Here is a 25191-nt window from a genome sequence, read left to right as displayed (position 1 = left end):
CATGGCAAGTGAAATTCTGATTGTCGATGATGAGGCCGATATTCGGGATCTCGTTGCGGGCATCCTCGAGGACGAGGGTTTTGTCACGAGGACCGCGCGCGACAGCGACTCGGCGCTGGCCGAGATCGCCAACCGCCGGCCGCATCTGGTGTTCCTCGACATCTGGCTGCAGGGCTCCAAGCTCGACGGCCTGCAGCTCCTGGAGCAGGTCAAGAAGGACAATGCCGATCTGCCCGTGGTGATGATCTCCGGCCACGGCAACATCGAGACCGCGGTCGCCGCGATCAAGCGCGGCGCCTATGATTTCATCGAGAAGCCGTTCAAGGCCGACCGTCTCATTCTGGTCGCCACCAGGGCGCTGGAGAACTCGCGGCTCAAGCGCGAGGTCAAGGAGTTGAAGCAGCTCGCGCCGAGCGCAAGCTCGCTGGTCGGCCGCTCGCCGAGCATGAACCAGCTGCGCCAGACCATCGAGCGCGCGGCCAAGGCCAACAGCCGCATCCTGATCGTCGGCCCCGCCGGCGCCGGCAAGGAGCTCACCGCGCGCACGCTGCATATGGCCTCGGGCCGCGCCGACGGCCCGTTCGTCGTCATCAACGCCGCGGCGATCACGCCGGAGCGTATGGAGCATGAGCTGTTCGGTATCGAGCAGTCCAACGGCGAGCAGCCGCGCAAGCCGGGTGCGCTGGAAGAGGCGCACGGCGGCACGCTGTTCATCGACGAGATCGCGGACATGCCGCGCGAGACCCAGAACAAGATCCTGCGCGTGCTGGTCGAGCAGTCGTTCCAGCGCGTCGGCGGCACCGCGAAGGTGCAGGTCGACGTCCGCATCATTTCCTCGACCGCGCGCAATCTCGAAGAGGAGATCGCGGCCGGCCATTTCCGCGAGGACCTCTATCACCGGCTTTCGGTCGTGCCGATCCGCGTGCCGGCGCTGTCGGAGCGGCGCGAGGACATTCCTGAATTGATCGACTATTTCATGGAGCAGATCTCGGCCGGCAGCGGCCTGCCGAAGCGTCAGATCGGCCAGGACGCGATGGCAGTGCTGCAATCGCATGTCTGGCCGGGCAATGTGCGCCAGCTTCGCAACAACGTTGAGAGAGTCATGATTCTGGCTGGAGGCGGTCCGGAGGTGATCATCACCGCCGACATGCTGCCTCAGGACGTCGGCTCGATGGTGCCGGCGATGCCGACCAGCAACAATGGCGAGCACATCATGGGCCTGCCGCTGCGAGAGGCACGCGAAGTGTTCGAGCGCGACTATTTGATTGCCCAGATCAGCCGTTTCTCAGGAAATATTTCTCGCACCGCCGAGTTTGTTGGCATGGAACGGTCGGCACTACACCGGAAGTTGAAGGCGCTCGGGGTCGGTTAGGGCCCCGAGGTCGGGGTTGCACCTGTGGGATATCCGCGAAAGATCATCTATTTCCGTAGTTTTTCGGAGAATTAGGGCGGGGCCTGCCGCGTGAAGCAGCTTGCCTAAAATGTCCACCTGTCCTCTAATCGATCAGCCGTTCCTCCGAGGGGGATCTCATGAGGAGCGGCAACCGGAAGAAGGCCCAATTTTGAAAACAGGGTCGCTCCCGGCGCAATAAAAAGAAACTCAAAGCGAGAAAAAAACAATGGCGGCAGACCGCGCACAAAACCTACAGGACACCTTCCTCAATCACGTTCGCAAAACCAAAACGCCACTGACGATCTTTCTGGTCAACGGAGTGAAGCTCCAGGGCATCGTGACCTGGTTCGACAATTTCTGTTTGCTGCTTCGGCGCGACGGTCATTCGCAGCTGGTCTACAAGCATGCGATCTCGACCATCATGCCGGGCGCTCCGATCCAGCTGTTCGAAGGCGGCGAGGATCAGCCGGCTTGAGAGTGATCTGATTGGAACCCCGAAATTTCGACGGGGAGGCCGATCGTCCGCGATCGGCAGGGGCTAAGCAAACGGGGCGGGTGCTTGTCGTCGGCCCCTATTTGCGGGTGCGCGCGGGAAGTGCCGACGCGCAATCGGAGAGTCACGTCCAACGCGACGCCGAAGCCCGGCTCGATGAAGCCGCTGGCCTCGCGCGCGCGATCGATCTCGTGATTGCCGACGCCATCATCGCGCCGATCAACCAGATCCGGCCCGCGACCTATATCGGCAAGGGCAAGGTCGAGGAGATCGCCGCGCTCGCCAAGAGCCTCGACGTCGAGCTCGTGGTGATGGACTGCGCGCTGGCTCCGATCCAGCAGCGCAATCTCGAGAAGGAATTGCAGGCCAAGGTGCTCGACCGCACCGGCTTGATCCTGGAAATCTTCGGCCGCCGCGCCAAGACCAAGGAAGGCTCGCTCCAGGTCGAGCTCGCCCATCTCAACTATCAGCGCTCGCGCCTGGTGCGGTCCTGGACCCATCTGGAACGCCAGCGCGGCGGTTTCGGCTTCATGGGCGGCCCCGGCGAGACGCAGATCGAGGCCGACCGCCGCCTGATCCAGGAGCGCATCACCAAGCTCGAAAGCGAGCTGAAGAAGGTGCAGGCAACGCGCCGGCTGCATCGCGCCGGCCGCCAGCGCGTGCCGTACCGCGTGGTTGCGCTGGTCGGCTACACCAATGCCGGCAAGTCGACGCTGTTCAATCGCCTGACCCGCGCCGACGTGCAGGCTGCCGACATGCTGTTCGCGACCCTCGATCCGACGCTGCGCGCGCTGACGCTGCCGCATGGCGGCAAGGCCATGCTCTCGGACACCGTCGGCTTCATCTCCAACCTTCCGACCCAGCTCGTTGCCGCCTTCCGCGCCACGCTGGAGGAGGTGCTGGAGGCCGACGTCATCCTGCATGTGCGCGACATCTCGCATGAGGATGCCGAGGCCCAGCAAAGCGACGTCGACGCGGTGCTGCGCCAGCTCGGCATCAATCCTGACGATTCCGGTCGCATCATCGAGGTCTGGAACAAGATCGACCGTTACGATTCCGAACAGCGCGAGGAGCTTCTGAATATCGCCGCCCGCCGGCCCGAGGACCATCCGGCGATGCTGGTCTCGGCCGTGTCGGGCGAGGGGATCGATGCGCTGCTCGCGGCGATCGAGGAGCGGCTCGCTGCAACACGCACCACGCTCGATCTCTCGATCGATGCCGCCGACGGCGCCGGCATCAGCTGGCTGCACCGCAATTCCGAGGTGCTGGCGAAGGAGCTGCACGATGGTCGTTTTGATATGACCGTGCGGGTGGACGAGACCAAGCGGGATATCGTGGTGAACCGGTTCGACGCTGTGCCGCATCACGCGACGTAGACGCTGCGGCCCTGCCGTGTGAGTTTCACAACTGGTTCCTCAACAGCACCGTCGTCCCGGACAAGCGTAAGCGCAGATCCGGGACGACAGCGGAGTTAGCGGCGCGCTTCCCTGCGTCCTTCTGATGCAGGTTTCGTCTCGCGCTTCGCCGCATCCCACAGCGCGTCCATCTCCGCCAGCGACGCCTGCTCCAGCGTGCGTCCCTGCGCCTCCAGCGCGCGCTCGATATAGGCAAAGCGCTTTTCGAATTTCGCGTTGGTCGCGCGCAGCGCGGCTTCCGGATCTGCATCGACATGGCGGGCGAGGTTGACGAGGGCGAACATGAGGTCGCCGGTCTCCTCCGCGATCTCCTGCTTGTCGTTGCGGTCGAGCGCGGCTTCGATCTCGTCGGCTTCCTCGCGGATTTTTTGCAGCACCGCGCGCGGATCGTTCCAGTCGAAGCCGACGGTCGAGGCCTTGCGCTGCAGCTCCATCGCGCGCGTCAGCGCGGGCTGGCCGGCCTTGACGCCCGACAGCAACGACGTGTGCTGCGGCGTTGTCTCCGGCGGCCGGCGCGCGGCGCGCTCGGCTTTCTCCTCGGCCTTGATGCGGTCCCAGACCTCCTTGACGTGGGAGGAGGCGAGATTGCCGTCCTTGTCGGCGAAGACATGGGGATGACGCCGGATCATTTTCCGTGTGATCGCCTCGACCACGTCGCCGAACGCGAAGGCGTTCTGCTCGGACGCCATCTGGGCGTGGAACACCACCTGCAGCAGGAGGTCGCCGAGCTCCTCGCGCAGATCGTCGAGATCGCCGCGGTCGATGGCGTCGACCACCTCATAGGCTTCCTCGATCGTGTAGGGCGCGATCGTCGAAAAATCCTGCTCGAGGTCCCAGGGGCAACCGGTCACCGGCGTGCGCAGCGCCGCCATGATCTCGATCAGGCGGGAAATATCGCGGGAAGGGGTCATTGCGGGGCAGTCTCCTGGGTCCAAAGCCTTATGCCAAAAGCGGCTGACCGATCCCAGCGTCACGGTGCGGAACAGGCCGATTTCCACCGGTTGGCGGCTCTGCCATGCGGTGCTAAAGCGCGGCCCATGAGCGACAAATTTTCCTCCGAAACCGCGCTGGTGCTGTTTTCCGGCGGCCAGGATTCCACCACCTGCCTTGCCTGGGCGCTCAGCCGCTTCGCGCGCGTGGAGACCCTGGGGTTCGAGTATGGCCAGCGCCATGCCGTCGAGCTTGACTGCCGCGACCGCCTGTTCGAGGGCATCAAGGCCCTGCGCGCGGATTGGGCGGCAAAGCTCGGCGATAGCCACACCCTGTCGATCCCGACGCTGGCGGCCGTGTCCGAGACTGCGCTGACGCGCGATGTCGCGATCGCGATGGGCGCCGACGGCCTGCCGAACACTTTCGTGCCCGGCCGTAACCTCGTGTTCCTGACATTCGCCGCGGCGCTGGCCTATCGGCGCGGCATTAGCCACATCGTCGGCGGCATGTGCGAGACCGACTATTCCGGCTATCCCGATTGCCGCGACGAGACCATCCGCGCCATGCAATCAGCGCTCTCGCTCGGCATGGCCCGGCGGTTCGAGTTACACACGCCGCTGATGTGGATCGACAAGGCCGCGACGTGGAAGCTCGCGCATGATCTCGGTGGCGATGCGCTGGTCGATCTGATCCGCGAGCAGTCGCACACCTGCTATCTCGGCGAACGCGGCGCGCGGCACGATTGGGGATATGGGTGCGGCGAGTGCCCGGCGTGCAGCCTGCGGGCGAAGGGGTGGCGGGAATTTGTAGCAGGGCGATAGCGCTCCGGTCTCCGCTGTTACCGTCGCCTCCGCTGTCATCACCCGCAAAAAGTGGGTGATCCAGTATTCCAGAGACGATCGTGGGATACGGAAAAGCCGCGGCGTACTGGGTCGCCCGGTCAAGCCGGGCGACAACAAACGGCGCCAGCTAGCAAAAATCCTCGTCCCGCAGCTCGATCGGCTTGCCATGCGGCGTGCGATCTGCGGCATGGTCCCATGCGTCACGATAGCGATGCAGCGTCTCCGCGGACGCGACTCCCTTGCGTGCGACGAGGCCCTCCAGCGTAGCGAGCCAGTGCAGATAGTAGGTCTCGCCCGTATCAGGGTCGCCGGCGGCCTGCGCGCGCTTGATCTCGGAGGCCAAGGCTGCAGCCCATTCGGGCCAGGTGAACACGCCGCGATCGTGTAGCGTCAGCGCCATCGCAAAGGCGTGCGCCTCCCACGGCGCGCGAAACACCGGACCGTCGTCGTCACGCGGAATGCTTGGAATGGCGGCCGTCGCTGCGGCAGCAGCGCTGCTGCTCATCACGCCGGATCCAGGTAGGGCTCGAACGCGTCGATCGAGACCTTCAGGGTCGGATCACCGTCCGCGCCCCAGAGGTCGCGGCCTTCGAACACGACCGTGTAGAGCCATTGCGGATTCTCGCCACGCTCCATCGCCGCCGTGTCAGGAAACACGTGGCAGCCGTGGTTGAGCTCGACCACGCCGACATGGCCGCGGACATAGCGCGGCAGCCGGGTATGCGTCGCCGGATGGATGTTCTTGGCACGCACACGGTCGCCGATGTTGAATTTTGCCGGCGACGGAGCAGGGCGGGCGAATTGGCCGCGCACCATGATGCGCTCGACTTGACCGAGATCGAACTTGCCGTGCTTGAGCGCCTTGCCGGGCTGCATGGCATGGCCGGCAGCGACCTCCTCACGGGTGAGGTAGCCTTTCTCGATCAGCATCTCCTCGAGGCCCAGGAACCACTTTTTGTAGTAGGAGCTGGAGAGATAGACGTGCGGCGGAATCGTCTCGCGATAGAAGCGCGAGGTGTCGATGTTGAACGCGCCGGCCGCGCCCATCGCGCGGACCATGGCGAGCACGCGGGACTCCCATTCTTCATGGAACATCGGCTCGTTCGGCTCGGGCTCGACCTTGCCGAACCCATCCATGCCGCCCATGTCGTGCACGCCGTTCACGACGGTGCTCCCGGCGTTTTGGGAAAGCCGGTCCCGATCATGGAGTCGCGCGTCACGAGCTCGGCAAGCTGCGCCTCGCTCCATCCTTCCGTGCCTGCGGGGCGCATCGGCAGCACCAGGAAGCGCGTCTCGGCGGTGGAATCCCACACCCGGATCTCGACGTCCTTGGGCACACTCACGCCGAAATCGGCGAGCACGCCGCGCGGATCCTTCACGGCGCGCGAACGGTAGGGCGAGGCCTTGTACCAGACCGGCGGCAGCCCCAGCATTTCCCAGGGGTAGCAGGAGCACAACGTGCACACGACCATGTTGTGACGTTTGGCCGTATTCTCGACCACGACGAGATGGTCGCCGACGCGGCTGACATGGCCGAGCGTGCCGATCGCCTTGCTGCCGTCCTCCAGCAGCGCCGCCTTGAACGCCGGGTCGGTCCAGGCCTTGGCGACGACGCGGGCGCCGTTGTGCGGGCCGATCTTGGTCTCGTAGGCCTGAATGATGGCGTCGAGCGCAGCCGGCTCGACATAGCCCTTCTCGGTCAGGACAGTCTCGAGCGCGCGCACGCGCAGTTCGGTCTCGGACAGTTCCGAATGATCGTGATCGTGGTGATGATGATGGTCGTGATCGTGGCTCATGGCGGGAAAGATTAAGCTCAATGATCCTGTCCTGTCGAGCGCTCGTAGCGGCACCATTGGTCTCATATTCGTGACGCCTGATGTGCGCTACGATCAAAGAAAAAATCAGCTTTGGAGGCGCCAATGAAGGACTTGGTCAAGATCGAGAAAGGTCTCGGGCCCGAGGGACGGATCGCGGTCGTGCGGTTCGACCGTCATGACGGCATCAATGCCTTGTCGCCGGAGGCGATGCGGCAGCTCACGGCGGCCGCGCGCAGTTTTGAGGACGACGCGGCGACGTCGGTCGTGGTTCTGGCCGGCAATGCCGGCGCCTTCAGCGCCGGTTTCGACCTGAAGGACGCTGAAGGGCATGCGCGCAAGGACATGGATCTCGGTGCGCTGCGGCGGCATCTGAAGCTCGGGCCGCGCCTGACACACGCCTGGCAGGAGATGGAGCAGATCACGATCGCCGCGATCGAAGGCTTTTGCATCGGCGGCGGCGTGGCGCTCGCGGTCGCGCTCGACTTCCGCATCATGGGGAGCGACGCGCATCTGCGGGTGCCCGAGATCGGGCTCGGCATGAACATGAGTTGGCAGAGCATCCCGCGCATGCTGCATCTGATCGGACCGGCCCGCACCAAGCAGGCGGTGATTCTGGCCGATGAACGCATCAACGCAGACGAAGCCTATCAATGGGGCCTGGTGGAACAGGTCGTCGACCCCGGCAGGGCCTTTGATGCCGCCATCGAGCTGGCCCGCAAGGTGGCCGCGCAGCCGCCGCTGTCGGTTGCCATGACCAAGCTGACCGTCAACCGGCTCGCGCATGCGCTGGACGATCTCGCCAGCCACATGGATGTCGACCAGTTTGCGCTCGCAAGCCTCAGCGAGGACCACAAGGAGGGTGTCGAGGCATTCCTGGGCCGCCGCAAGCCGCGCTTCCGGGGACGCTAGACCATCCACGGCCCGGCCTACGGGCTACTCGAAGTCGATTGATGGCTGGTCCAGCTCGTGCAGATCGCCGGCGATGATCTGGCGCGCCGCAGCGTCTCCGAGGGCAGCTCGGAGAAGTGCCGCTTGTAGTCGAGCGAGAACTGGCTGAAGTGCCAGAAGCCGTGCTGCACGGCGACGTCGTAGACCGACGCTTCAGTGCCGCGCTTGAGGTCGCGCCGCACGCGGTTCAACCGCATCGCGCGCCAATAGTGCATCGGGCTCGTGCCCAGGACCTCCTGGAAGCAATAGCCGAGCTTGCGCGGGCTGGCGCCCACCGCCTTGCAGATCTCGAGCAGCGAGAGCGAGCGGTCGCCGCTGCCATGCATCAGGGCGCGGGCGCGGTCGACAGTACGCTTGCGTGCCACGACATTGCGGCCGGGAGCTGTCGGGCGTGCCGTCGGCAGCATGTCCATGATGTCGACGAGGAGAGCATCTACCAGCGCTTGCCGGACGCCCGCATCGTCGAAGCGTTCAGGCGCCGTCGTGATCATCTCCTGGATCGCTGCGAGGTGCGCGCGCAGCCGCGCGACCGGCGCCTCCGCCATCTCCATCGCCCGCAGCTGGTGCCAGACCGTGCGCGGCAGCTCGATGTCGAGGCGAGCGGCCAGCTCCTCGATCAGCGCCGCGCTGGTGACGACGCCGCGAAACTCGAACGCCTTCGGCGTGCACATGTCGACCTCGGCGTCGATGCAGGTGATCACTTGCGCGCCTGCAACGCTGGCGCCGTTGCAATTGATCTCGCCGTCGCCATGCCAGGGCAGGCCGATGCCAAAACTGTTGGCGCCTAGCTGGCCATATTGGCGAACCTGCTGGCTGGTGATCTCGCGGAACACCTCGACGCGGGGCAGGGAGAGCTGGGTGAAGCTGCCGCGGAACGCGCCGGCGCTGATCTGGTCGTAGCTCAGCCGCCAACGACCGAGCCCGGCGCAATGCTCGTCCACGTCCGTGCTGCTCGCCTGAAACAGGTTGGCAGCCGAGTCTTGAATCGGAAGAGTTGCGCTTAAGGCCATGACGGCACGTCGGAATTCGGTTCGCCGAGCAGCTAGCAAGAAGGACGCCAGACTGGCACGGCCAGAGGCGCTGTCCAGCAAAATATTGCGGGATTTTGATAACGCCCGGCCCTGATGCCGTGCAGTCTTCCCATGACCACCCCCGGCGCCCGAGCCGGGCTGGCTTGCGGAGGGATCGAGATGCGACCGACCGAGATCATGCGCGGCAGCCCGCCGGTGCCGGAGGCCCAGGTGACCCGCGCCAACTGGCGGAGTTTTCCAGCCATCCGGTGGGGCTTTACCCACACCCGTGAAGTGCTGCCGACCGCCGAAATCCGTCGCTCTGCACAGCCGACGCCGATCGTGAGCGCACCGCGCGAGTTGGCCAAGCTCGCCTTCACCGCCCCCGATGGCAAAGCAACCACGATCGAGGCGACGCTGCGAGAGACCTTCGCCGATGCGCTGCTGGTCATGCATCGGGGCACGCTGATCCACGAATGGTACGGCGACGGCATGAGCGTGACCACGCCGCATCTGATCTGCTCGATCAGCAAAGCGATATCAGGCACGCTCGGCGGCGTACTGGCCGCGCGCGGCCTGGTCGATCCCGAGGCGAGGGTGGTGCGCTACGTGCCGGAGCTCGAGACCTCGGTCTACGGAACCTGCACAGTCCGCAACCTTCTCGACATGGCTGTCGCCATCCAGTTCGAGGAGGACTACGAGGACCCCGCCGGCGATGTGGCGCGCTATCGCTTCTCCTCGGGCTGGGATGTGCCGCCGCCTGGCGTCGAGCCCAGCCATCAGCGCGCCTATCTCGCGACGCTGCGAGGCACCGGCAAGCCGCACGGCAAGGTGTTCCACTACGTCTCGACCAACACCGAGGTGCTCGGCTGGATCTATGAGCGCGCCTGCGGCATGCCCTACCACCGCATCCTCTCCGACTATCTGTGGCAGCCCCTGGGCGCGGAGGAAGACGGTTCGCTCACGCTGGACAGCCACGGCATGGGCCGCATCGCCGGCGGCATCTCCGTGACCGCGCGCGATTTGTTGCGCTTCGGCGAGATGATGCGCAATCGCGGCGTGGTCGAGGGGCGGCAGGTGGTGCCGGGCTGGTGGATCGACGATATCAGAGAGAACGGCGATCCCAAGGCCTGGGCGGACGGCGATCTCGCCGAATTCTTCCCGGGCGCGCGCTATCGCGGCAAATGGTTCACGATCGATCCGGCGCGCAATGCGCTCACCGCGATCGGCATCCACGGCCAGCATCTCTATGTCGATCTCGACGCGGACATCGTCATCGTCAAGCTGGCGACGCAGCCCAAGGCGATGGACGTGCCGGTCGACCAGCGTTGGTTTGCCGCCTTCCGCGCCATCGCGACACATCTCGCTCCGCGCTGATGTCAGGACATCGCCATGCTCGATACAGTCAATGCCAGTTCATCAACGCAGCTCGCGACGCCGCATCCGCTCGATCCCTTGACCGCCGAGGAGATCACTGCGGCCTGCGCGCTGGTCCGCGCGGCGTCAGCCTCGCCGGCGAACTGCCGCTTCCCCACTGTTCGGCTGGAAGAGCCGACCAAGCAGGAGCTGGCCGCGGGCGCGACGCCACGTCGTGCATTCGCGCTGACTCTCGACGTGGTGACGGGCGAGGCGATCGAGCACATCGTCGACCTCGGCCGCAACGAGATCGTCGCCCGAAAGGTCATCCCGAACCGCGAGGCACCCTATGGGCAGCCATCGGTAATGCTGGAGGAGTTCTTCAAGTGCGAGGCCGTCGTGAAGGCCGATCCGGGCTGGCGCGCGGCGATGGTTCGGCGGGGGCTCACCGACAAGGACATCGAGCTGGTCCAGGTCGATCCGTTCTCCTCGGGCTTCTTCGATTTCGACTATGAACGCGGCGCGCGCATCGTTCGCGCCGTCAGCTTCTTCCGCGAACATCTCCAGGACAACGGCTACGCCCATCCGATCGAGGGCGTGGTCGCCGTCGTCGACCTCATCGGCGGCAGGGTCATCGACCTCACCGACGCGGATCCGATCGTGCCGATCCCGCGCAAGAAGCGGAACTACGGCGCCCATGAGGTCGCCAATCCCCGCATCGACATCAAGCCGCTGCATATCGAGCAGCCGGAAGGTCCAAGCTTCAAGGTCGATGGCTGGAAGGTCGACTGGCAGAAATGGAGTTTTCGGGTCGGCTTCACGCCGCGCGAGGGACTGGTGCTGCACCAGCTCGCCTACCAGGACGGGATGCGCAGACGCTCGCTGATCCATCGCGCCAGCGTCACCGAGATGGTGGTGCCTTACGCCGATCCGACCGCGAACCATTTCTGGAAGTCGGCGTTCGATGCCGGCGAATACGGCCTCGGCATGCTGGCCAACGCGCTGGAGCTCGGCTGCGACTGCCTCGGTCATATCAGGTATTTCGACGTGCCGGCCGCCGACAACAACGGCAACCCCTTCGTCATGCAGAACGCCATCTGCATGCATGAAGAAGACTACGGAATTGCCTGGAAACACTACGAATTCCGCAACGGCCTGTTCGAGGTGCGCCGTTCCCGACGGCTCGTGATCTCGTTCTTCGCCACCGTCGGCAATTACGATTACGGATTCTACTGGTACCTCTACCAGGACGGCACCATCCAGCTCGAGACAAAACTCACCGGCATCATCCAGACCGCAGCCGTGCAGCCGGGCGAGACGTACAAATGGGGCGGCATGGTCGACGATGTCCTCGGCGGCCCGACGCACCAGCACTTCTTCAACGTGCGCATGCACATGGATCTGGACGGCGGCGGCAACACCGTCAGTGAGCACGAATTCGTGCCGCGGCCCTGGGGCGCGGACAACCCGCATGGCAACGCCTTCGACACGACGACGCGCGTGCTGTCACGCGAGCGCGATGCGGCGGCCACCGCCAATGGCGAGACCGGCCGGTTCTGGAAGATCAGCAATCCCAACGAGACCAACTCGGTCGGCAACGCGCCAGCCTACAAGCTCATGGTCAATCCGAGCCCGCTGATGCTGGCGCAGGAGGGTAGCTATGTGCGCAGGCGCGGCGGTTTCGCCACCAAGCACGTCTGGGTCACCGCCTTCGACAAGGACGAGAAATACGCCAGCGGCGACTATCCCAACAACCATGCCGGCGGCGACGGGTTGCCGCGCTACGCCGCGCAGAACCGCAACATCGAGAACGCCGATATCGTGCTGTGGCACTCGTTCGGCCACACCCACATCTGCAAGCCCGAGGATTTTCCGATCATGCCGGTCGAATATGCCGGCTTCACGCTGAAGCCGACCGGCTTCTTCGCGGCCAACGCGGCCTTCGACATCCCGCCGGACCGCAACAGCCGCAGCGTGCTCGCGGGCGAACAGGACGCCGCCAGCGGGGCATGCTGCCACAAGGGCTAGCGGAGCAGGGCCTCAGCCGGCGGACGGTCGATCGACGCCGGGCCTGCGACGAGACTGTCGAGGTCAACCAGAAACAGGTCGGCCATGCGGGTGAGCTGGTGCAGCGGGATGCTGATCTCGCCACGTTCGGCACGCGTGACGAAGTCGGGCGAAATGCCGACGAGGTTCGCGATCTGGGCCTCGGTGTAGCCACGGGCCTCGCGCGCGCCTTTGACCTGGGCGCCAATGTGCCGCCGGTGCAGGGCCTGCTCCTCCTCGGTCATCATCAGGGCCTGCTCGTCGGCACTCGCGACGCCATCGGCGAACGCGACACCGAGCAGCCGCCGCTTTTGCCAGGCCACGCGGCAGGCCTTGCGCAAGCCGTCGGCGAAGATCAGCGTGGCCACTTTCGGAAACGCCAGCGACCAGTCGAGCCTCAACCGCGCGCCGGTGCCGGAGACGTCAGCGATGGTGCAGGGGATGCTCACCGTTCCCCTGGCGCCTTCGAACTCGATGATCCCGGTTCTTGCCGTGGATTGCCTGGTCGCAGCGCGCAAGTCGCTCATGGACGTCGTTCCCGGGAAACATTGCAGCGGAATTTACCTCCCGGGCTTCCGGCGCTCAATCGAACCCGGCAGGCTTGGTGAAGGATTGGTTCTCCGGCGGAGCGGGGCACACCGCAAGGAATGAACCTTCCGGGCCCGCAACGTCACCAAGATTGGAGATTGCCGCAAAACCCTTCGGACATCGCAATGAGATTGACCGCTCTGCTCTGCCTGCTTGCCCTCGCCACGTCTGCACACGCAGCCTCTTCCCAGCAGCACTATCTCGATTTGCGCGACCGCTACATCGCAAAGTTTTCGAAGGCCAAGGAGAGCGACGAGACCAGCAAGCAACACGATGCCGCGCTCGACGAGTTGACCGGCGTGCTGCGCGGCCTGGTCGGGCCGGTTGCCATCAAGGGGCTGCCGGCCGAGGGCAAGTCGAACGTCGACACGCTGTTCAAGGGCGACATCGGCTTTGGCCACCTTGACGGGCTCGCCTTTGCCACAGAGGGTGACAAGCAGCAGGCCGTGGTGACGACGACCTCGCTGCTCAAGCACTGGCTTGCCGAGCATCGCCAGGATCCCATGCCGCAGGAGATCGACGCGGCGTTCAAGTCCGATACGTTTTACTATGCCGCGATCCAGGACGCCGCCTTCGCGAAATATGCCGAGTTGCCGATCACCAAGCCGGCGTCAGTCAGCGCCGCAGTCGCGGTGCTCGGCGTGCGCGGCAATGGCGACCTCAAGGGGCCGCCGCACGAGATCGACGTCGTTGCGATCCAGGGCGATAAGGTGTTCTTCCTTGCCGCGAGCGAGGCCATCAAGACGGCCGACATCCCGGCCTGCGAAAAGGTCTGGAAGCAGATGATGGCAAAGAATGTGCCGAAAGACGACATGGCCAGGGAAGACCGGGCGATGGCGGCCTATACCAAGTGTTTTGCCAAGGAGGCGCCCAGCCAGAGCTGGTTCGCGGCGGCCGTGAAGACGGCGCAGAGCCAGCTGGAGTTGCTGCCGTTGCGTTAGCGTGCATCGGCCGGAGATTGCGGCAACGTTTGAGCACGGGCACCCCCGGGCAGATGGGCGCGTCTCAGCGCTGCTTGTCAGCGCGCAATGTCTCCAGATAGGCCACGACGGCTTCGACCTGGGATTCGGAGAGCCTCGGATTCGGCATTGCCTGGTCTGGTCCCAGTCGCCGATGGCCCGACGTCAGGAAATGCCGCAGACCGTCGGCCGAGAAGGACGGTCGGCTGATGATCTCCGGAAACGTCGGCGGGGACGGCCGGAACGCAGGTGCTTCCTTCGCAGCATCAGCGACGACGTGGCACGTTCCGCAAGTTGCGTTGGCAATTGCGCGCCCCTCGGATACCTGGTCGACGAACAACTGATTGGGAACGGGCAGGGTGAGCGGAACCTGCATGACGATCCATGCATATCCGCTGCTCCGGTGGCAACCGTTGCATTCGTTTGTCAGGCCGGCATACGATGCCATGAACGCGGGGACGTCCTTCGACTGGACCGCCTGGCGTACGGCCCTCATCTGCTCCTTGGCGCGTTCGGCTTGTGACGGGTTCGCGAGCAACCTGCTGGTCGCTTCAAGATTGGCATCGATCTGTTGAATCTCGTAGTTCGCCAGGCTCCAATTGCTCAGCTTGCCCGCAAACCAAAGCTTTGCGTGCTGAAGCTGAAGTCTGGCCATGAGGTCGGACAGTGTCGCAGACAAACCGGCCGGCGCCGCCGCCCCGGAGGCGGACAGCGCGACGATGATCGCAGTCAACAGAACCGTTCGTAAGCGCATGTTCGAAGTGTTCCGATATTGGTTTCCAGGATGGCATCGCGGACCGGGCGGGCGTTGATCCTGATCAAGACGTCATTTGTCGCAGCAAATACCTGTTGTGTCTCTCTCGGAGGAAGACATGCGCGCGCACCAGATCATGTCCAGACGCGTTGTAACGATACGACCGGAGGCACTGGTCGCCGATGCAATCAAGGTGATGCTTGCCCATCACATCAGCGGCCTGCCCGTGGTGGACCTGGCCGGGAAACTCGTCGGCATCCTGTGCGAAAGCGATTTCCTCAGGCGGACTGAAATCGGGACGGCGCACGAACGCAACCGTTTGCTCACGATGTTGCGCGGAGCCGATCGGACTGCAGCTGAGTTCGTGAAGGAGCACGGACGCACGGTCGAGCAGGTGATGACACGCCAGCCGGTTTTCACCACCGAGCACGCGCCGCTTGTCGAGGTCGCCGACATGATGGAGCGGCGGCATCTGAACCACGTGCCTGTCATGCGCGGCGAGCGCATCGTCGGAATCATTACCCGATCCGACTTCCTGTCGGCCGTTGCCGGTCCGCTGACCAGTGCCTTCGGCTATTCCAGGGACGACGGTCAGATTCGTCGTTCCGTCCTCGCCGCGCTGGCCCGGATACCGCGGCAGCCGACCTGCCTGAACGTCAGCGTAAAGGACGGCACGGTCACACTCCGTGGCGTCATCAGGGGTGAAAACGCGCATCGGGCGGTCACCGTGGCGTGCGAGAATGTTGCAGGCGTTCGTGCCGTGGAGAACCGGCTTTATCTCCAGCCGGATCGACCGGATCCCGAGGACGATTACGGCGGAGGCGATTTCGTGTCGCTGCAGATGGAGCCGTCCACGCTGGACGACGAGCCATTGTAGTCAGGGCACGCAGCCCAATCGCTCCTCCTGAATTTACCGACGGCCCCCGCGACGATTGCCAGACGGCACCATGCGCTTGGCAAATCTGCTGATGGACGGGGAGAAGAGTGCGATCTCAAGTACTCCGTAGAGCGCAAGTACCATCAACGCCTTGATTGCTTCGTTGGTCATTCGCTGCACTCCGTCAAACGTTCTAGATTGGATGCTTCTCTAGCCGGGTCAGTTCGGTCAGGGTGTGGTCGGGACGGGGCTTGTAAACGGTCCGGGTCGCCGTCACCTGCGCATTGACTTCAGGACGAGCCAGTCGGGCGCTCAGCGTGATCGCCATCATGGCGATGCTACCGGCAAGCACCAAAACGACCACCTTCAGATGGGTTGTCTTGTCGACAGTGTACATCGAATGGTTCACTGCAGGCTCCATCGTCAACGAGCCGAATCCGTGCTGGCAATGGATTTCTAACGCACCAGTCTTGGGGCCGAAATTCGGGCGCTTCACCTAAGGAAATATCCGTAAGCGGCACCGAAGAGGGCGCGGCGAACTTTGAGCCTCCTCAAATCGCGCCTGATCCGCTGTTGTTAGGCTGCTCGAGTAGCGTCGTTCGGATAGGCGTCTCTCATGCCACTTGCCACCTTCTGCCGCTCCCTCACATGGACGGTCGTGCCCGTGTTGGGCCTGGCGCTTGTCCTTGGATCCGGCGTCTGCCGCGCCAATGAATTCGATAGGGAGCAGGCTGAGACGTTCTCGACGACGAACCTTGCGCCTCTCGTGAAGCGCATCTCGCCGGCCGTGGTGGGAATCCGGGCTTGGGGCGTGCCGTCGGAGCCGCGGATCTTTGATCCGGAAGCCGGGTTGCCCGATCCTCCGACGCTGCGGGAATGGCAGGGAGCGGGTGTCATCGTGGATGCCTTGGCAGGCTTCATCGTGACTGCAAATCACCTGGTTGCCAGCGCGTCAGTCGTGAAGGCAAAACTCCAGGATGGCCGGGCGCTGGACGCCCTTGTGCTCATGCGATCCGATCGGGATGACGTTGCGCTGCTCCGCGTCGCCCCCGACAATCTTCGTGCGATGACCCTCGACTACGCTGGCGCGATCGAGGTGGGACAGTCGGTCCTGGCGATCGGAAACCCCGGGGATTGGGGGCAAAGCGTGACGCTTGGGATCGTGTCAGCCTTGCATCGTTCGTGCCCGGGTATCGCCAACGGCGATCTGATCCAATCGGACGTCCGCGTCGGCCAAGGGAGTTCGGGCGGTGCGCTGGTCAATCTGCAGGGGAATCTGGTCGGAATTGTCCTTGCGCGACGCAACGGGTTTGCCTTTGCCGCGCCGGTCGCCGCGGTCCGGAGGCTCTTTGTGGCCGCACAGTAGGACGCCTCGGCAGGCGATGGCGCAACGGATCGTCCTGGCCGCGACGGTATCGTGCTGACGCGTGCCCCATATCGCAGATTTAGGCGCGAGCCGGTCGTGGTCCGCCGGTCCAAAGCAACCGCGGCGGCAAATCTGCCGATCTTTATATGCCGTCGCGCGAGATTTACCTTTGTGATCTAGGACGCTAGCCGGCACCCTACTGGTGTGTATGATATATCTTGCGGCATCCGGTCTGGCGCCAGCTTGGGCCGCGCTTGCTGTTTGGGAACGAGCTGGCCTCGACAGCGCCGATGATCACGCAGACCCGCGACCTGAAAGCCGAACGTCATCGATTGACGGTGCTTTTCTCTGACCTCGTCGGGTCCACCATGCTGGGCCGGGAAATCGAATCCGAGCATCTCTCCGAACTGCTGGGGCAGCTCAGGGATATCTGGCATCGCGCGGTGTCCAAGCATGGCGGGCGCGTCATCCGGACGCAGGGAGATGGCGTTCTGGCCGTGTTCGGCTATCCGCGGTCCGGCGAGGATGACGGTCGTCGTGCCGCCGAAGCCGCCATCGACATTCACAGGTGGGTTGGCTTGTTGCGCCACGACAGCGTGTCCCCGGCTCTACTGCCGCTTCGCATGCATTCGGGCATCCACGCGGGCACCTTGCTTCTGACCGAGGGGGATATCGAGTCCGGCCGATATGACCTGGTCGGCGATGTCGTGAATACGGCTGCGCATTTGTCGCGTCGGGCTGCCCCGGGCCAGATCCTCGCCAGCATTGATGCCCTTGGGCCGCACGCGAATTTCTTCGAGCTCGGCGCCCTGGTTCAGGTGCCGGACGCCGGGCCGGAGATGCCGCAAGCGCGTGCGGTGCTGCGACGAAGCATGGTGACCCGGCGGTTTGACGCAACGTCCCGGCGCGGCTTGACGCCCTTCACCGGGCGCAACGAAGTGTTCGACTTTCTGACGGGCTTTCTCAGCGAACCACAGCCGGTCTCGCGACGATGTGCCGTCGTCGTCGGCGGTCCCGGGCTCGGCAAAACGCGGTTGCTGGAAGAGGTGCTGCGAGACTGCGATACCGATCAGTTCAAGCTGCTGCGGGGGAGCTGCGAGAGCTATGTCGGCGCCGAGGTGCTCCAACCGTTTCTGCAGATGCTGCGCGCCTCTTTGGGCATACGACCGGACGCATCGATCGCCGAAGCCGACGAGACGGCCCGCGACGCGCTGCAGCCATGGCTCGCCGAACTCGGTCCACGCGCGGAAACGATCGTCGCACTCGCCTCGACCGGCGCCGATGCGCGCGGCGGCCGCATGACCGTCGATGGCGTCGTCGGTGACCTGCTCGGGTTCTTTACCGTCTTGTCGGCACAAGGGCCGTTGATGATGGTGATCGACGACTGGCAATGGTCCGACGACGCGAGCCGGCAGTTGCTGGAAAAACTCCTGCAATTGCCCCATGGACCGCGCTTCATCCTCGCCAGCCGGCCGCGCGACGACGGCACCGAGTGGATTTCCGGCGCGCCGCATATGCTGCTGAAGCCGTTTGCGGGAGGGGAAACCGACATCGCCGTACGACGCTGGGTGCCGCAAGCCGATCCCTTCCTCGTGGCCCGTGTTCACGCCTATGCCGGCGGGGTGCCACTGTTCATCGAGGAGCTGTGCCATTCCATCGCGGCCAACGACAATGCATCGTTCGAGATGCGCAGCCAGCAAGGCGGATGGATCGCCACGCTGGTCGCGTCGCGCCTGTCGCGCCTGCCGCCGGGTCAGGTGAAGATTGTCCGCGCCGCTGCGGTGATCGGAAACACGGTCCCGAAGAGCCTGCTCGTGGCGGCCTGCGGCAGCGAGCCCGACGCGGAGACCTTGCGGGCATTGGCCGACGCGGATTTTCTCTTCGCCGATCCAGCCGGCGATATGCTTCGCTTCAAGCACGGCATCACGCGGGACGCTGTCTACGACACCATCACCCTGCACGAGCGCCAGGCCTTGCACAAGCGCATCGAAGCCAGTTTGCTGGCGCGGTCCGAGCAGGCCGACCGCGAAGACACGCTGGAAGCCTTGGCCCACCATTCGCGCGGGGCAGGGCATTGGGAAAACGCCGCTCATTATGCCGAACGCGCCGGCGACAAGGCCATGGCGGCCTTCGCGTTGGACCTTGCCGGGGCCCAGTACAAGGCTGCCATGGATGCGTTGGATCGGTTGCCGGATCGCTCGCGCGAGCAATCCCTGCGCTGGTGCCTGCTGGCGAATAAACTCGGCATGGCCAACATCTTCGATCCCCTGTCGTTGACCGAGGACACCAGCGTGTTCGAACGGGCGGTCGCGATCGCGTCCTCGCTCGGCGACACCGGCGCGACGGCCGCTGCTTATGAGTGGCTCGGCTACACCTGCTACGGCTTCGGCCGCTTTCGCGAAGGGGTGACACACACGAGAACGGCGCTGGAATGGGCGCACAAGCTCGGGGAGCCCCGCCTGATCGCTCGGATAAAAGCCGTGCTGGGGCAGATTCTCGCCGCGAGCTGCCAATACGACGAGGCCACCGCCTTGATCGACGCTGCCATCTCGACTGCGCGCAGCCGCCGCCATGGCGCGATTGCCGTCGGCTCGGCCTATTCGTTGTCGTGCAAGGGCAGCATCCTGGCCGATCGGGGCGATTTCGATGGCGCCCATGAGTGTTTCAACGAGGCGATGAGCCTGGTCGAAGGTTCGACCCATCCGGTCGTGAGCTCTGTGCGCAATTGGGTCTCGGTCGCGCTGGTCTGGCAAGGCCGCTGGCAGGAGGCCGAGCAATTGGCCGTGGAGGGCGCTCGCGCCGCCGAAAACATGCGCAGCCTGCTGATGCTGACGGCGTGCCGCGCGGCATCCGGATTTGCCCGCTGGTCCACGACCGGCGATGCCGATGGCTTGCAGCAGCTACGAAACGCCGCGCAATGGATGGAGCGGCGCAACTTTCACTTCTACACGTCGGTGCAATATAGCTGGCTGGTCGAGGCGGCGGCGGCCGAAGGCGATGTCGATACGGCACGGCGGTACGCAGCCCATGTGCTGGGCCGCGCGCGCGAAGGCGAGCGGCTGGGCGAGGCAATGGCGTGCCGCGCACTCGCGAGGCTTTCGGCCCGTCGGGGGGATTTTGGACGAGGCCGGCGCTGGTTGCTGCGGGCCGAAACCTCCGCAGGCTGGCGCGGCTCGCTGCGCGATGCCGCTCTGAACCTGGCCGCGCACGCCGAGCTTCTCGCGCAGCAGGGCCAGGTTGAAATGGCCCGTCAAACCGCAACTGAGGCTGCCGAAAAGCTCCGCGCGCTCGGCATGCACTGGCATGCGGAACAGGCAGGACGGCTCCAGTAAGCCGGCGCCCCGCCTCAGCCGATGTTGAAACCGGTCTTGAGCTTATCGGCGACCACCTTGGCAAGCAGGTCGAAGCCGTCCTCGGTCGGATGGAATTCGTTGGCCCACAGCAGCTTGTAATTTTGCTGAAAACGAGGATCCGCTTCCAGCGTGCCCGCGGTTTTGACCGGGAATACGTGGCCCGGATAGCTCGTTGCAACCGTTGCCACCATCGCGCCCACCCTGTCGATCAGACGTCGTATAACGTCTTGCGATACCGCCGGATCGGTGATGCCGCGTGCGTTGAAGATCGGGTGCAGCCAGGGCCCTGCCGCCGGATCCGGGCGGTTGTCGGGAATCGAATGATCGTAATCGTGGATCAGGATGGGAATGTTGGTGTTCAGCTCGTTAACGAGGCAATCGAGGATGGTCCGGTAGAAGTTCGCGATCTTGACGTCGATAAACGCGTGAACCTCACTCTCGATCAACGGGTCGGTATTGGTGGGGGGCGCCTGAAGCAGCATCTTGTAAAGCGGCGTGCTTGACGGCGTGGTGTAGCCAGCAACGATGTCGTTTCCGCCGCCGCCGATCAGCAACGCCTGCGGTGGCGGCGCGAATGGATCGGGGTTTTGAAAACAGTTTCTCAGTGCGTCCAGGCTACTGGGGCCGGCCAAATCCTCCAGGCGCGCTCCGAATGTACCGAAGCGATGGCTGTCAGCCGCCGCGTATCCGAGCTTCTCGAGTGATGAAGTGAGGCTTGGGCGAAGGCCAAACGGGAATTTGAACAGCCATGAATCACCGAGTGTCACCAGCTCAGCCGTGGCGATGCGCGGCAATTGCTTGGCGCTCCGGATCTGAAATTCATGGGGATCGTGGAGTGCTGCAATGGGTGCCGAGCGTAAATCGAATGAACGAAAATCGTTGGCGGTCAGCATTCTGGTCTCCAGGGCAAGGGTGAGGGGAGAGCCGGGGTTTCCCGGCAGCCTTCCGTCCAAACTTAGCGTCAGCGGCGCCGGGCCCGCGCGCAACGGCAGCGTCGACTCCACCAGCCCGCTGAAGAAACCGAGCATCACCGCCAGCGCCGGATGCGCGCCGGGACACGCATGCGTGGGATGGCCCGCGACCCTGCGGTTACCGCCGAAAGCGTGATAGTAGTCCTTGCGGCCATCGACGAGGTTCTGCTGGGTCGCAGAGACCGCGCCGGCGACGACGATGTCACCTGGGCTGACATCGACCGTGTGCTCGCCGGTTCCCAGCGCGAACGAAGCGACGGCCGTCCGCCATATCAATTCGGGCACCGCGCGCAGCTGCATCGCCGGGATGAAATCGTCTCCCAACCGGTTGAGGGCATCGGTGTAGTCTGTTGCGGCCGTGCCGGCATAGCGCGCGCGCAACGACCACAAGGTCCCCTCGCGCAACCATTCATTCAAGATCCGGCGCAAATTGCCTTCGACGGTTGGAATGAAGCCCATCATCGAGCCGGCCACGGTGCGCGCCACAAACGGGATGTCGCCCTGCGCCCGTTGAGAATCGAGCACGGCCCTGGTGACGGGCGCGGTGATCGTTGTCTTGAAGCGGTTGAGGAAACCGATCATGGCGGTCCGTACTGCCGAGCCGTGCGCAGCGCCAATCGCCTCCACCTCCTGATTGGGATGTGGTTGGAAGATGTAGCGCGAGGGCGACAGAAAATGGCCGGGATAGTTCGGCGGCTGATCCGGCGTCCAGTCCCAGCGATAGCCTTGCTTGCGGAAGAAACCGTCTTGCTCGGTCAGCCCGAACCATTCCTCGCAGAACACGGCCAGCAGCGGCTCCAGCAGCTCGCGTACATCGACCGTCAGCTCCCAGCTCGCCTCGCCATCGTCCTTGGCAAATTTGATCGATAGGTCGACCAGAGTTTGCAGGACTTTCTGCGTAGTCGCTCGCGCGAGTAGGAATGCAGCCGGCTGGTCGAGAGCCATGATGGCGTCGTTGCAGACGGCGGATTCCTTCTCATAGGCCTGGTCTTCCTGTCCGGCGTCGCGGCCGAGATAGAGAATGCCGAACGACACTTGCATGCGGGGGAGATAGCCGGTGATGGTCAAATGCCGGTAGGGATCGGTCAGCACCTGTGTGACCATGTCCCGGTCGGCCACCAGCACCCCGAAGGGTGTGCGCAGCACGCCGCCGTGGCGCTCGCGGATCGCGGCCCAGATCGACGCATTGATGAAATTCGCGGCCGAATCCGGATCTTCGATCACCGTCTTCCACCCTGCCATCGCTGCGGCTTCGCCCTGGACGCGCTCGATCTCGCGCAGCCGTGCGATCTCTTTCTCGCCGTCGTCCACGCTCCAAGGCACCAGTGGCTTGCGTCCCTGGCTCGCAGCCCATTGTTGCAGGCTCGCCAGCGCCTTCTTCGATGGCGCGAAGAAATACGCGCCCCATTCGAGACGAACGAAAGGGCGGGGCTCGTCGTGCAGGCGGTCCGAGCCGTCGAGTGCCATGCGAACGGTCTGGCCTTCGTGCTCGAAGCGGAAATGCCGGAGCCGGCCTGGTTCGGCGAGGCCGAGGAAGGGATCGCTTTCCCCGGAGGAGCCGCCCGAACTGTTGCCGCCGGCCAGCCAGCTCTGCACCACCTCGAACTGCTCGCCCAGGCTGGCGTTGTAGGCCATGAAGACGAGACCGCGCTCCTGTTGCAGGGCGTCCTTGGCAGCCTGCGCGTCGCCGCGCTTGGCAGGCGGACCGTAGGACATGCCGCGTCGGACGATGCGCGGCGGCCGGGCGCCGCCATCGGCCCTGGTCAATCGCACCCGCGGATTGGCGCGCCTGATATGGGCGTGGAACGGGCACAGCTCGGCCTTCGCGTCGTAATCATAGTTGAAGTCGTTGTACCCCGGGCCGGCTGGGGGCGTGGGGGTCAGCGGCTGCCCCGCCTTCGGGTGGCCGGTGGGCCAGCGCCCCATCATCTTGGCCAGAAACGTCTCGCGCGTCAGGGGCGGGACGGGGTCGCCGGCGGCTGCGGCATCGGTCGCCTGCCGCGTGCTGCGAAGCAGGACCTCCTCCAACTCCTCGATGTCCTGCCGCAGCTTGCGCAGCGCCAGAAAACTGCCGTCGCGAAGCATTGCGTGAGCGCGATTGTCGGTGTCGCCGTAGGGGGCGGTCTTGTCGGCCACATTCGGGTAGCCGCACAGGATCTCGCCGAGATGCACCTGATTGGAATAGCGCAGGCCGGCATCGCGCTTGTTGAGCACCGGATTGGACGTGCCGTCCTTGAAACCGAAATGGTCCTGCACGTCACCGGAGGCATCGCGCTGTCGCTGCATCCACTGGATCGAGAGCGGCCTTATGCCGGGATCGACATCGACCAGACGCTTCATCTCGGCCATCAGCGCGGCTCGCGTCTCCGCCATCGGCGTGGCCGCGGACAAGTGGCGCAGCTGAAGCATGGCGTGGACGGCGCCCATGTCGATGCGCGGCGTCGGGTCATCTGCACGCAGGTCCGGCGCATCGACCCCGAGCGCCCAGTTGCTCGCCGGCAGGCGCCATCGCCCGGGATGATTCCAGCGGACGTCGCCCAGCAGGCCGGCGCGCCGTTCCATGCCCTGCACGAATTCCTCCGGCAGGCTGCGCACCTCGTCGTCCGTCAGTCCTGCATGACGCAGGCCCTCGACCGTGAAGGCGATGTTGGTGACGATCTGCCCCGCGCTCAGGGCGTCGGCTTCGGTCGTCACCTTCAGGACGTTCAGGAACGCGGCGAGTGCAGCCGGCGTCGCAAACTGCAGCAACAGCAGGCCGCCATGGTCCGAATCCGGGTAGGGGTTCACAATCCCGGCCTGTACGTTGCCGGGATCCTGCAATGTCTGTTCGCTCGGCGGGGTCAACGGCAGGTCGATCCGCGGCTCCGCGACATCGGGCGGGGTCATCAGCCAGGTCATCGCCTCGTCAATGCGCAGGCGCGCGCGGCCAATGCCTTCGGCGTAGCTGTTGCCGTCGTTGATCATGGCGACGAATTCCGGCAGCAGCTCATGCGCCGCACGGTGCAGGATCACCCCGTCATGCGTTCCCGGCGGATAGAAATCGGCCAGATGGTAGAGCCCGGCGAGCGCGCGCACGCCGTGACGGAAGGGTGGCCGGCCGGCGGCTTCGAGGGTGAGGGGCTTGCTGAAGCCTGCGTCGGTGGGATCGACACCGATGAGGCCGTCGACCTGGAAGATGGACCGTCGCGCAATCTCCTCCGGCGAGGGAATCTTGATTTCCGTGACGATCCGATCGGCATCGGCGCCCGAGGCGCGCCGATAAACCCGCTCTTCCATCCGCAGGAAGCGGGTGTCGTCCACGGTCAGGTCTGGCGTGGTGTAGAGGAAGTAGGCTTCGCTCTGCCGGCTCTTCAGCCATATGCCCCAGTCTTCATAGGTGTTTTCGTAGCCGAGGACATAGCCCTCGGTATTGCAGAAGATGAGATCGAGCAGGCGCGCGGCCTTCTGCCAGATGACGCGGACATAGGCCTCCCAGGAGCCGTCGAACGTTGCCGTCAGCAGCACGTAGTCCACGGCATCCGCGGCATCGTCCTCGGGCTCGAGCACGGCGATGCCGACGGAGTGGATGCGTCCGACGCGGTCCACGGAGTCGGACAGGACGCGGGCGAGTTCGTATTCATATGCGCTCGCGCGTCCGCCGTTGAGCGCCCGCAGAACGTATTTGACGCGCGTCTTGTACGTGGTCGCGTCCAGGGACGGCACGAACCCCTTCTTGATCGGGGCCAGCACCCGGAAGTCCGACGTGCCGGCCATGCTGCCGGTCTTGATCGTCAAATCGCGACGCATGTCCTGCCTCCCTGGCGGCTCGCGGCCGAACTGTCGTTCGAGGGCGAGCCAGAGTACAACTATTACATACTATTTCAGTAGATACATCTTTAGGTCGCAATGTCGATGAGATCGGCCGGCTCGGCCAAAAGAACTTGCCCCATACCTTCGGCCGTAACGTCGGCGCCACTTCAAGCCAAAGTCGCTCTTCCAACTGTGCTGGTCCGGCGCCGGCGGTTCTATGAACTGGCCCACACTTTCGAACTTTCATTTTGGTGCGGAGAGCCTCTGTCGAGAGGGCTCGCTGG

20 protein-coding genes are annotated in these 25191 nt (G+C 64.6%); 11 read left to right on the top strand and 9 right to left on the bottom strand.

Features of this window, described 5'->3' with window-relative positions; genetic code table 11:
* Position 1 precedes the first annotated feature (1 nt).
* The 3 genes from ntrX to hflX all read left to right on the top strand — a co-directional run bounded on the left by ntrX (position 2) and on the right by hflX (position 3262).
* Complete coding sequence (gene ntrX, locus XH91_RS18380) at positions 2 to 1372, top strand: nitrogen assimilation response regulator NtrX (protein WP_128951873.1); 1371 nt, start codon at positions 2 to 4, stop codon at positions 1370 to 1372.
* Between the two features lie 247 nt (positions 1373 to 1619).
* A complete protein-coding gene (hfq, locus tag XH91_RS18375; RefSeq protein ID WP_007591126.1) occupies positions 1620 to 1868 on the top strand; it encodes an RNA chaperone Hfq in 249 nt (82 codons plus the stop codon).
* An 11-nt stretch (positions 1869 to 1879) separates the two neighbouring features.
* Positions 1880 to 3262, top strand: coding sequence for a GTPase HflX (hflX, locus tag XH91_RS18370; protein ID WP_164933960.1), 1383 nt, complete (start codon positions 1880 to 1882; stop codon positions 3260 to 3262).
* 95 nt (positions 3263 to 3357) lie between these two features.
* Here the strand turns inward: hflX and mazG are convergent, their stop codons facing one another.
* Complete coding sequence (mazG, locus tag XH91_RS18365) at positions 3358 to 4212, bottom strand: nucleoside triphosphate pyrophosphohydrolase (RefSeq protein ID WP_128951871.1); 855 nt, start codon at positions 4210 to 4212, stop codon at positions 3358 to 3360.
* Between the two features lie 126 nt (positions 4213 to 4338).
* On the opposite strand from mazG, the gene queC reads away from it, so the two are divergent.
* Positions 4339 to 5052 (top strand): 7-cyano-7-deazaguanine synthase QueC, encoded by a 714-nt coding sequence (gene queC, locus XH91_RS18360; RefSeq protein ID WP_128951870.1) that lies wholly within the window; start codon positions 4339 to 4341, stop codon positions 5050 to 5052.
* 148 nt (positions 5053 to 5200) lie between these two features.
* Here queC and XH91_RS18355 read toward each other — a convergent pair whose 3' ends face one another.
* The 3 genes from XH91_RS18355 to nthA are packed head-to-tail and all read right to left on the bottom strand — an operon-like array spanning position 5201 to position 6869.
* Positions 5201 to 5578, bottom strand: a complete 378-nt coding sequence (locus XH91_RS18355; RefSeq protein WP_164933961.1) for a nitrile hydratase accessory protein — start codon at positions 5576 to 5578, stop codon at positions 5201 to 5203.
* Positions 5578 to 6237, bottom strand: a complete 660-nt coding sequence (gene nthB, locus XH91_RS18350; protein WP_128951868.1) for a nitrile hydratase subunit beta — start codon at positions 6235 to 6237, stop codon at positions 5578 to 5580. The genes XH91_RS18355 and nthB overlap by 1 nt, the downstream gene beginning before the upstream one ends.
* Positions 6234 to 6869 (bottom strand): nitrile hydratase subunit alpha, encoded by a 636-nt coding sequence (gene nthA / locus XH91_RS18345; protein WP_128954898.1) that lies wholly within the window; start codon positions 6867 to 6869, stop codon positions 6234 to 6236. The genes nthB and nthA overlap by 4 nt, the downstream gene beginning before the upstream one ends.
* A gap of 123 nt (positions 6870 to 6992) precedes the next feature.
* Between nthA and XH91_RS18340 the strand changes: the two genes are divergently transcribed.
* Positions 6993 to 7799, top strand: a complete 807-nt coding sequence (locus tag XH91_RS18340; RefSeq protein ID WP_128951867.1) for an enoyl-CoA hydratase/isomerase family protein — start codon at positions 6993 to 6995, stop codon at positions 7797 to 7799.
* Positions 7800 to 7816: 17 nt separating this feature from the next.
* Here XH91_RS18340 and XH91_RS18335 read toward each other — a convergent pair whose 3' ends face one another.
* Positions 7817 to 8848: a helix-turn-helix domain-containing protein gene (locus tag XH91_RS18335; RefSeq protein WP_128951866.1), complete on the bottom strand. Its 1032-nt coding sequence runs from the start codon at positions 8846 to 8848 to the stop codon at positions 7817 to 7819.
* A 180-nt stretch (positions 8849 to 9028) separates the two neighbouring features.
* On the opposite strand from XH91_RS18335, the gene XH91_RS18330 reads away from it, so the two are divergent.
* Both XH91_RS18330 and XH91_RS18325 read left to right on the top strand, forming a co-directional pair.
* Positions 9029 to 10225, top strand: a complete 1197-nt coding sequence (locus XH91_RS18330) for a serine hydrolase domain-containing protein (protein ID WP_128954897.1) — start codon at positions 9029 to 9031, stop codon at positions 10223 to 10225.
* Positions 10226 to 10240: 15 nt separating this feature from the next.
* Complete coding sequence (locus XH91_RS18325; protein ID WP_128951865.1) at positions 10241 to 12232, top strand: primary-amine oxidase; 1992 nt, start codon at positions 10241 to 10243, stop codon at positions 12230 to 12232.
* Here XH91_RS18325 and XH91_RS18320 read toward each other — a convergent pair.
* Positions 12229 to 12777 (bottom strand): helix-turn-helix domain-containing protein, encoded by a 549-nt coding sequence (locus XH91_RS18320; protein WP_128951864.1) that lies wholly within the window; start codon positions 12775 to 12777, stop codon positions 12229 to 12231. The genes XH91_RS18325 and XH91_RS18320 overlap by 4 nt on opposite strands.
* 186 nt (positions 12778 to 12963) lie before the next feature.
* On the opposite strand from XH91_RS18320, the gene XH91_RS18315 reads away from it, so the two are divergent.
* Entirely contained in the window at positions 12964 to 13779 is an 816-nt protein-coding gene (locus XH91_RS18315; protein ID WP_128951863.1) for a hypothetical protein, read from the top strand.
* 64 nt (positions 13780 to 13843) lie between these two features.
* Here XH91_RS18315 and XH91_RS18310 read toward each other — a convergent pair whose 3' ends face one another.
* A complete protein-coding gene (locus XH91_RS18310) occupies positions 13844 to 14530 on the bottom strand; it encodes a c-type cytochrome (RefSeq protein ID WP_245477147.1) in 687 nt (228 codons plus the stop codon).
* Positions 14531 to 14669: 139 nt separating this feature from the next.
* On the opposite strand from XH91_RS18310, the gene XH91_RS18305 reads away from it, so the two are divergent.
* Positions 14670 to 15428 (top strand): CBS domain-containing protein, encoded by a 759-nt coding sequence (locus tag XH91_RS18305; protein ID WP_128951861.1) that lies wholly within the window; start codon positions 14670 to 14672, stop codon positions 15426 to 15428.
* A gap of 193 nt (positions 15429 to 15621) precedes the next feature.
* Here the strand turns inward: XH91_RS18305 and XH91_RS18300 are convergent, their stop codons facing one another.
* Positions 15622 to 15924, bottom strand: coding sequence for a hypothetical protein (locus tag XH91_RS18300; protein WP_128951860.1), 303 nt, complete (start codon positions 15922 to 15924; stop codon positions 15622 to 15624).
* A 120-nt stretch (positions 15925 to 16044) separates the two neighbouring features.
* On the opposite strand from XH91_RS18300, the gene XH91_RS18295 reads away from it, so the two are divergent.
* Together XH91_RS18295 and XH91_RS18290 are read left to right on the top strand one after the other, a co-directional pair.
* The gene (locus tag XH91_RS18295; RefSeq protein ID WP_128951859.1) at positions 16045 to 16794 is read left to right on the top strand and encodes a trypsin-like peptidase domain-containing protein; all 750 of its coding nucleotides are present in this window, start codon (positions 16045 to 16047) and stop codon (positions 16792 to 16794) included.
* 290 nt (positions 16795 to 17084) lie between these two features.
* The gene (locus tag XH91_RS18290; RefSeq protein WP_128951858.1) at positions 17085 to 20126 is read left to right on the top strand and encodes an ATP-binding protein; all 3042 of its coding nucleotides are present in this window, start codon (positions 17085 to 17087) and stop codon (positions 20124 to 20126) included.
* 14 nt (positions 20127 to 20140) lie between these two features.
* Here the strand turns inward: XH91_RS18290 and XH91_RS18285 are convergent, their stop codons facing one another.
* A complete protein-coding gene (locus XH91_RS18285; protein WP_128951857.1) occupies positions 20141 to 24904 on the bottom strand; it encodes a hypothetical protein in 4764 nt (1587 codons plus the stop codon).
* Positions 24905 to 25191: the final 287 nt, after the last annotated feature.

Source organism: Bradyrhizobium guangzhouense (assembly GCF_004114955.1).
Taxonomy (GTDB): Bacteria; Pseudomonadota; Alphaproteobacteria; order Rhizobiales; family Xanthobacteraceae; genus Bradyrhizobium; species Bradyrhizobium guangzhouense.
The sequence above is the reverse complement of the archived record's forward strand: the minus strand, read 5'-3'. Positions and strand labels throughout refer to the sequence as shown.

What these genes read in the sequence shown, in the direction of transcription:
- ntrX (WP_128951873.1), top strand. Translation starts at nt 2, where the DNA reads ATGGCAAGTGAAATTCTGATTGTCGATGATGAGGCCGATATTCGGGAT.
- hfq (WP_007591126.1), top strand. Translation starts at nt 1,620, where the DNA reads ATGGCGGCAGACCGCGCACAAAACCTACAGGACACCTTCCTCAATCAC.
- mazG (WP_128951871.1), bottom strand. Translation starts at nt 4,212, where the DNA reads ATGACCCCTTCCCGCGATATTTCCCGCCTGATCGAGATCATGGCGGCG.
- queC (WP_128951870.1), top strand. Translation starts at nt 4,339, where the DNA reads ATGAGCGACAAATTTTCCTCCGAAACCGCGCTGGTGCTGTTTTCCGGC.
- XH91_RS18355 (WP_164933961.1), bottom strand. Translation starts at nt 5,578, where the DNA reads ATGAGCAGCAGCGCTGCTGCCGCAGCGACGGCCGCCATTCCAAGCATT.
- nthA (WP_128954898.1), bottom strand. Translation starts at nt 6,869, where the DNA reads ATGAGCCACGATCACGACCATCATCATCACCACGATCACGATCATTCG.
- XH91_RS18340 (WP_128951867.1), top strand. Translation starts at nt 6,993, where the DNA reads ATGAAGGACTTGGTCAAGATCGAGAAAGGTCTCGGGCCCGAGGGACGG.
- XH91_RS18335 (WP_128951866.1), bottom strand. Translation starts at nt 8,848, where the DNA reads ATGGCCTTAAGCGCAACTCTTCCGATTCAAGACTCGGCTGCCAACCTG.
- XH91_RS18330 (WP_128954897.1), top strand. Translation starts at nt 9,029, where the DNA reads ATGCGACCGACCGAGATCATGCGCGGCAGCCCGCCGGTGCCGGAGGCC.
- XH91_RS18325 (WP_128951865.1), top strand. Translation starts at nt 10,241, where the DNA reads ATGCTCGATACAGTCAATGCCAGTTCATCAACGCAGCTCGCGACGCCG.
- XH91_RS18320 (WP_128951864.1), bottom strand. Translation starts at nt 12,777, where the DNA reads ATGAGCGACTTGCGCGCTGCGACCAGGCAATCCACGGCAAGAACCGGG.
- XH91_RS18315 (WP_128951863.1), top strand. Translation starts at nt 12,964, where the DNA reads ATGAGATTGACCGCTCTGCTCTGCCTGCTTGCCCTCGCCACGTCTGCA.
- XH91_RS18305 (WP_128951861.1), top strand. Translation starts at nt 14,670, where the DNA reads ATGCGCGCGCACCAGATCATGTCCAGACGCGTTGTAACGATACGACCG.
- XH91_RS18295 (WP_128951859.1), top strand. Translation starts at nt 16,045, where the DNA reads ATGCCACTTGCCACCTTCTGCCGCTCCCTCACATGGACGGTCGTGCCC.
- XH91_RS18290 (WP_128951858.1), top strand. Translation starts at nt 17,085, where the DNA reads ATGATCACGCAGACCCGCGACCTGAAAGCCGAACGTCATCGATTGACG.
- XH91_RS18285 (WP_128951857.1), bottom strand. Translation starts at nt 24,904, where the DNA reads ATGCGTCGCGATTTGACGATCAAGACCGGCAGCATGGCCGGCACGTCG.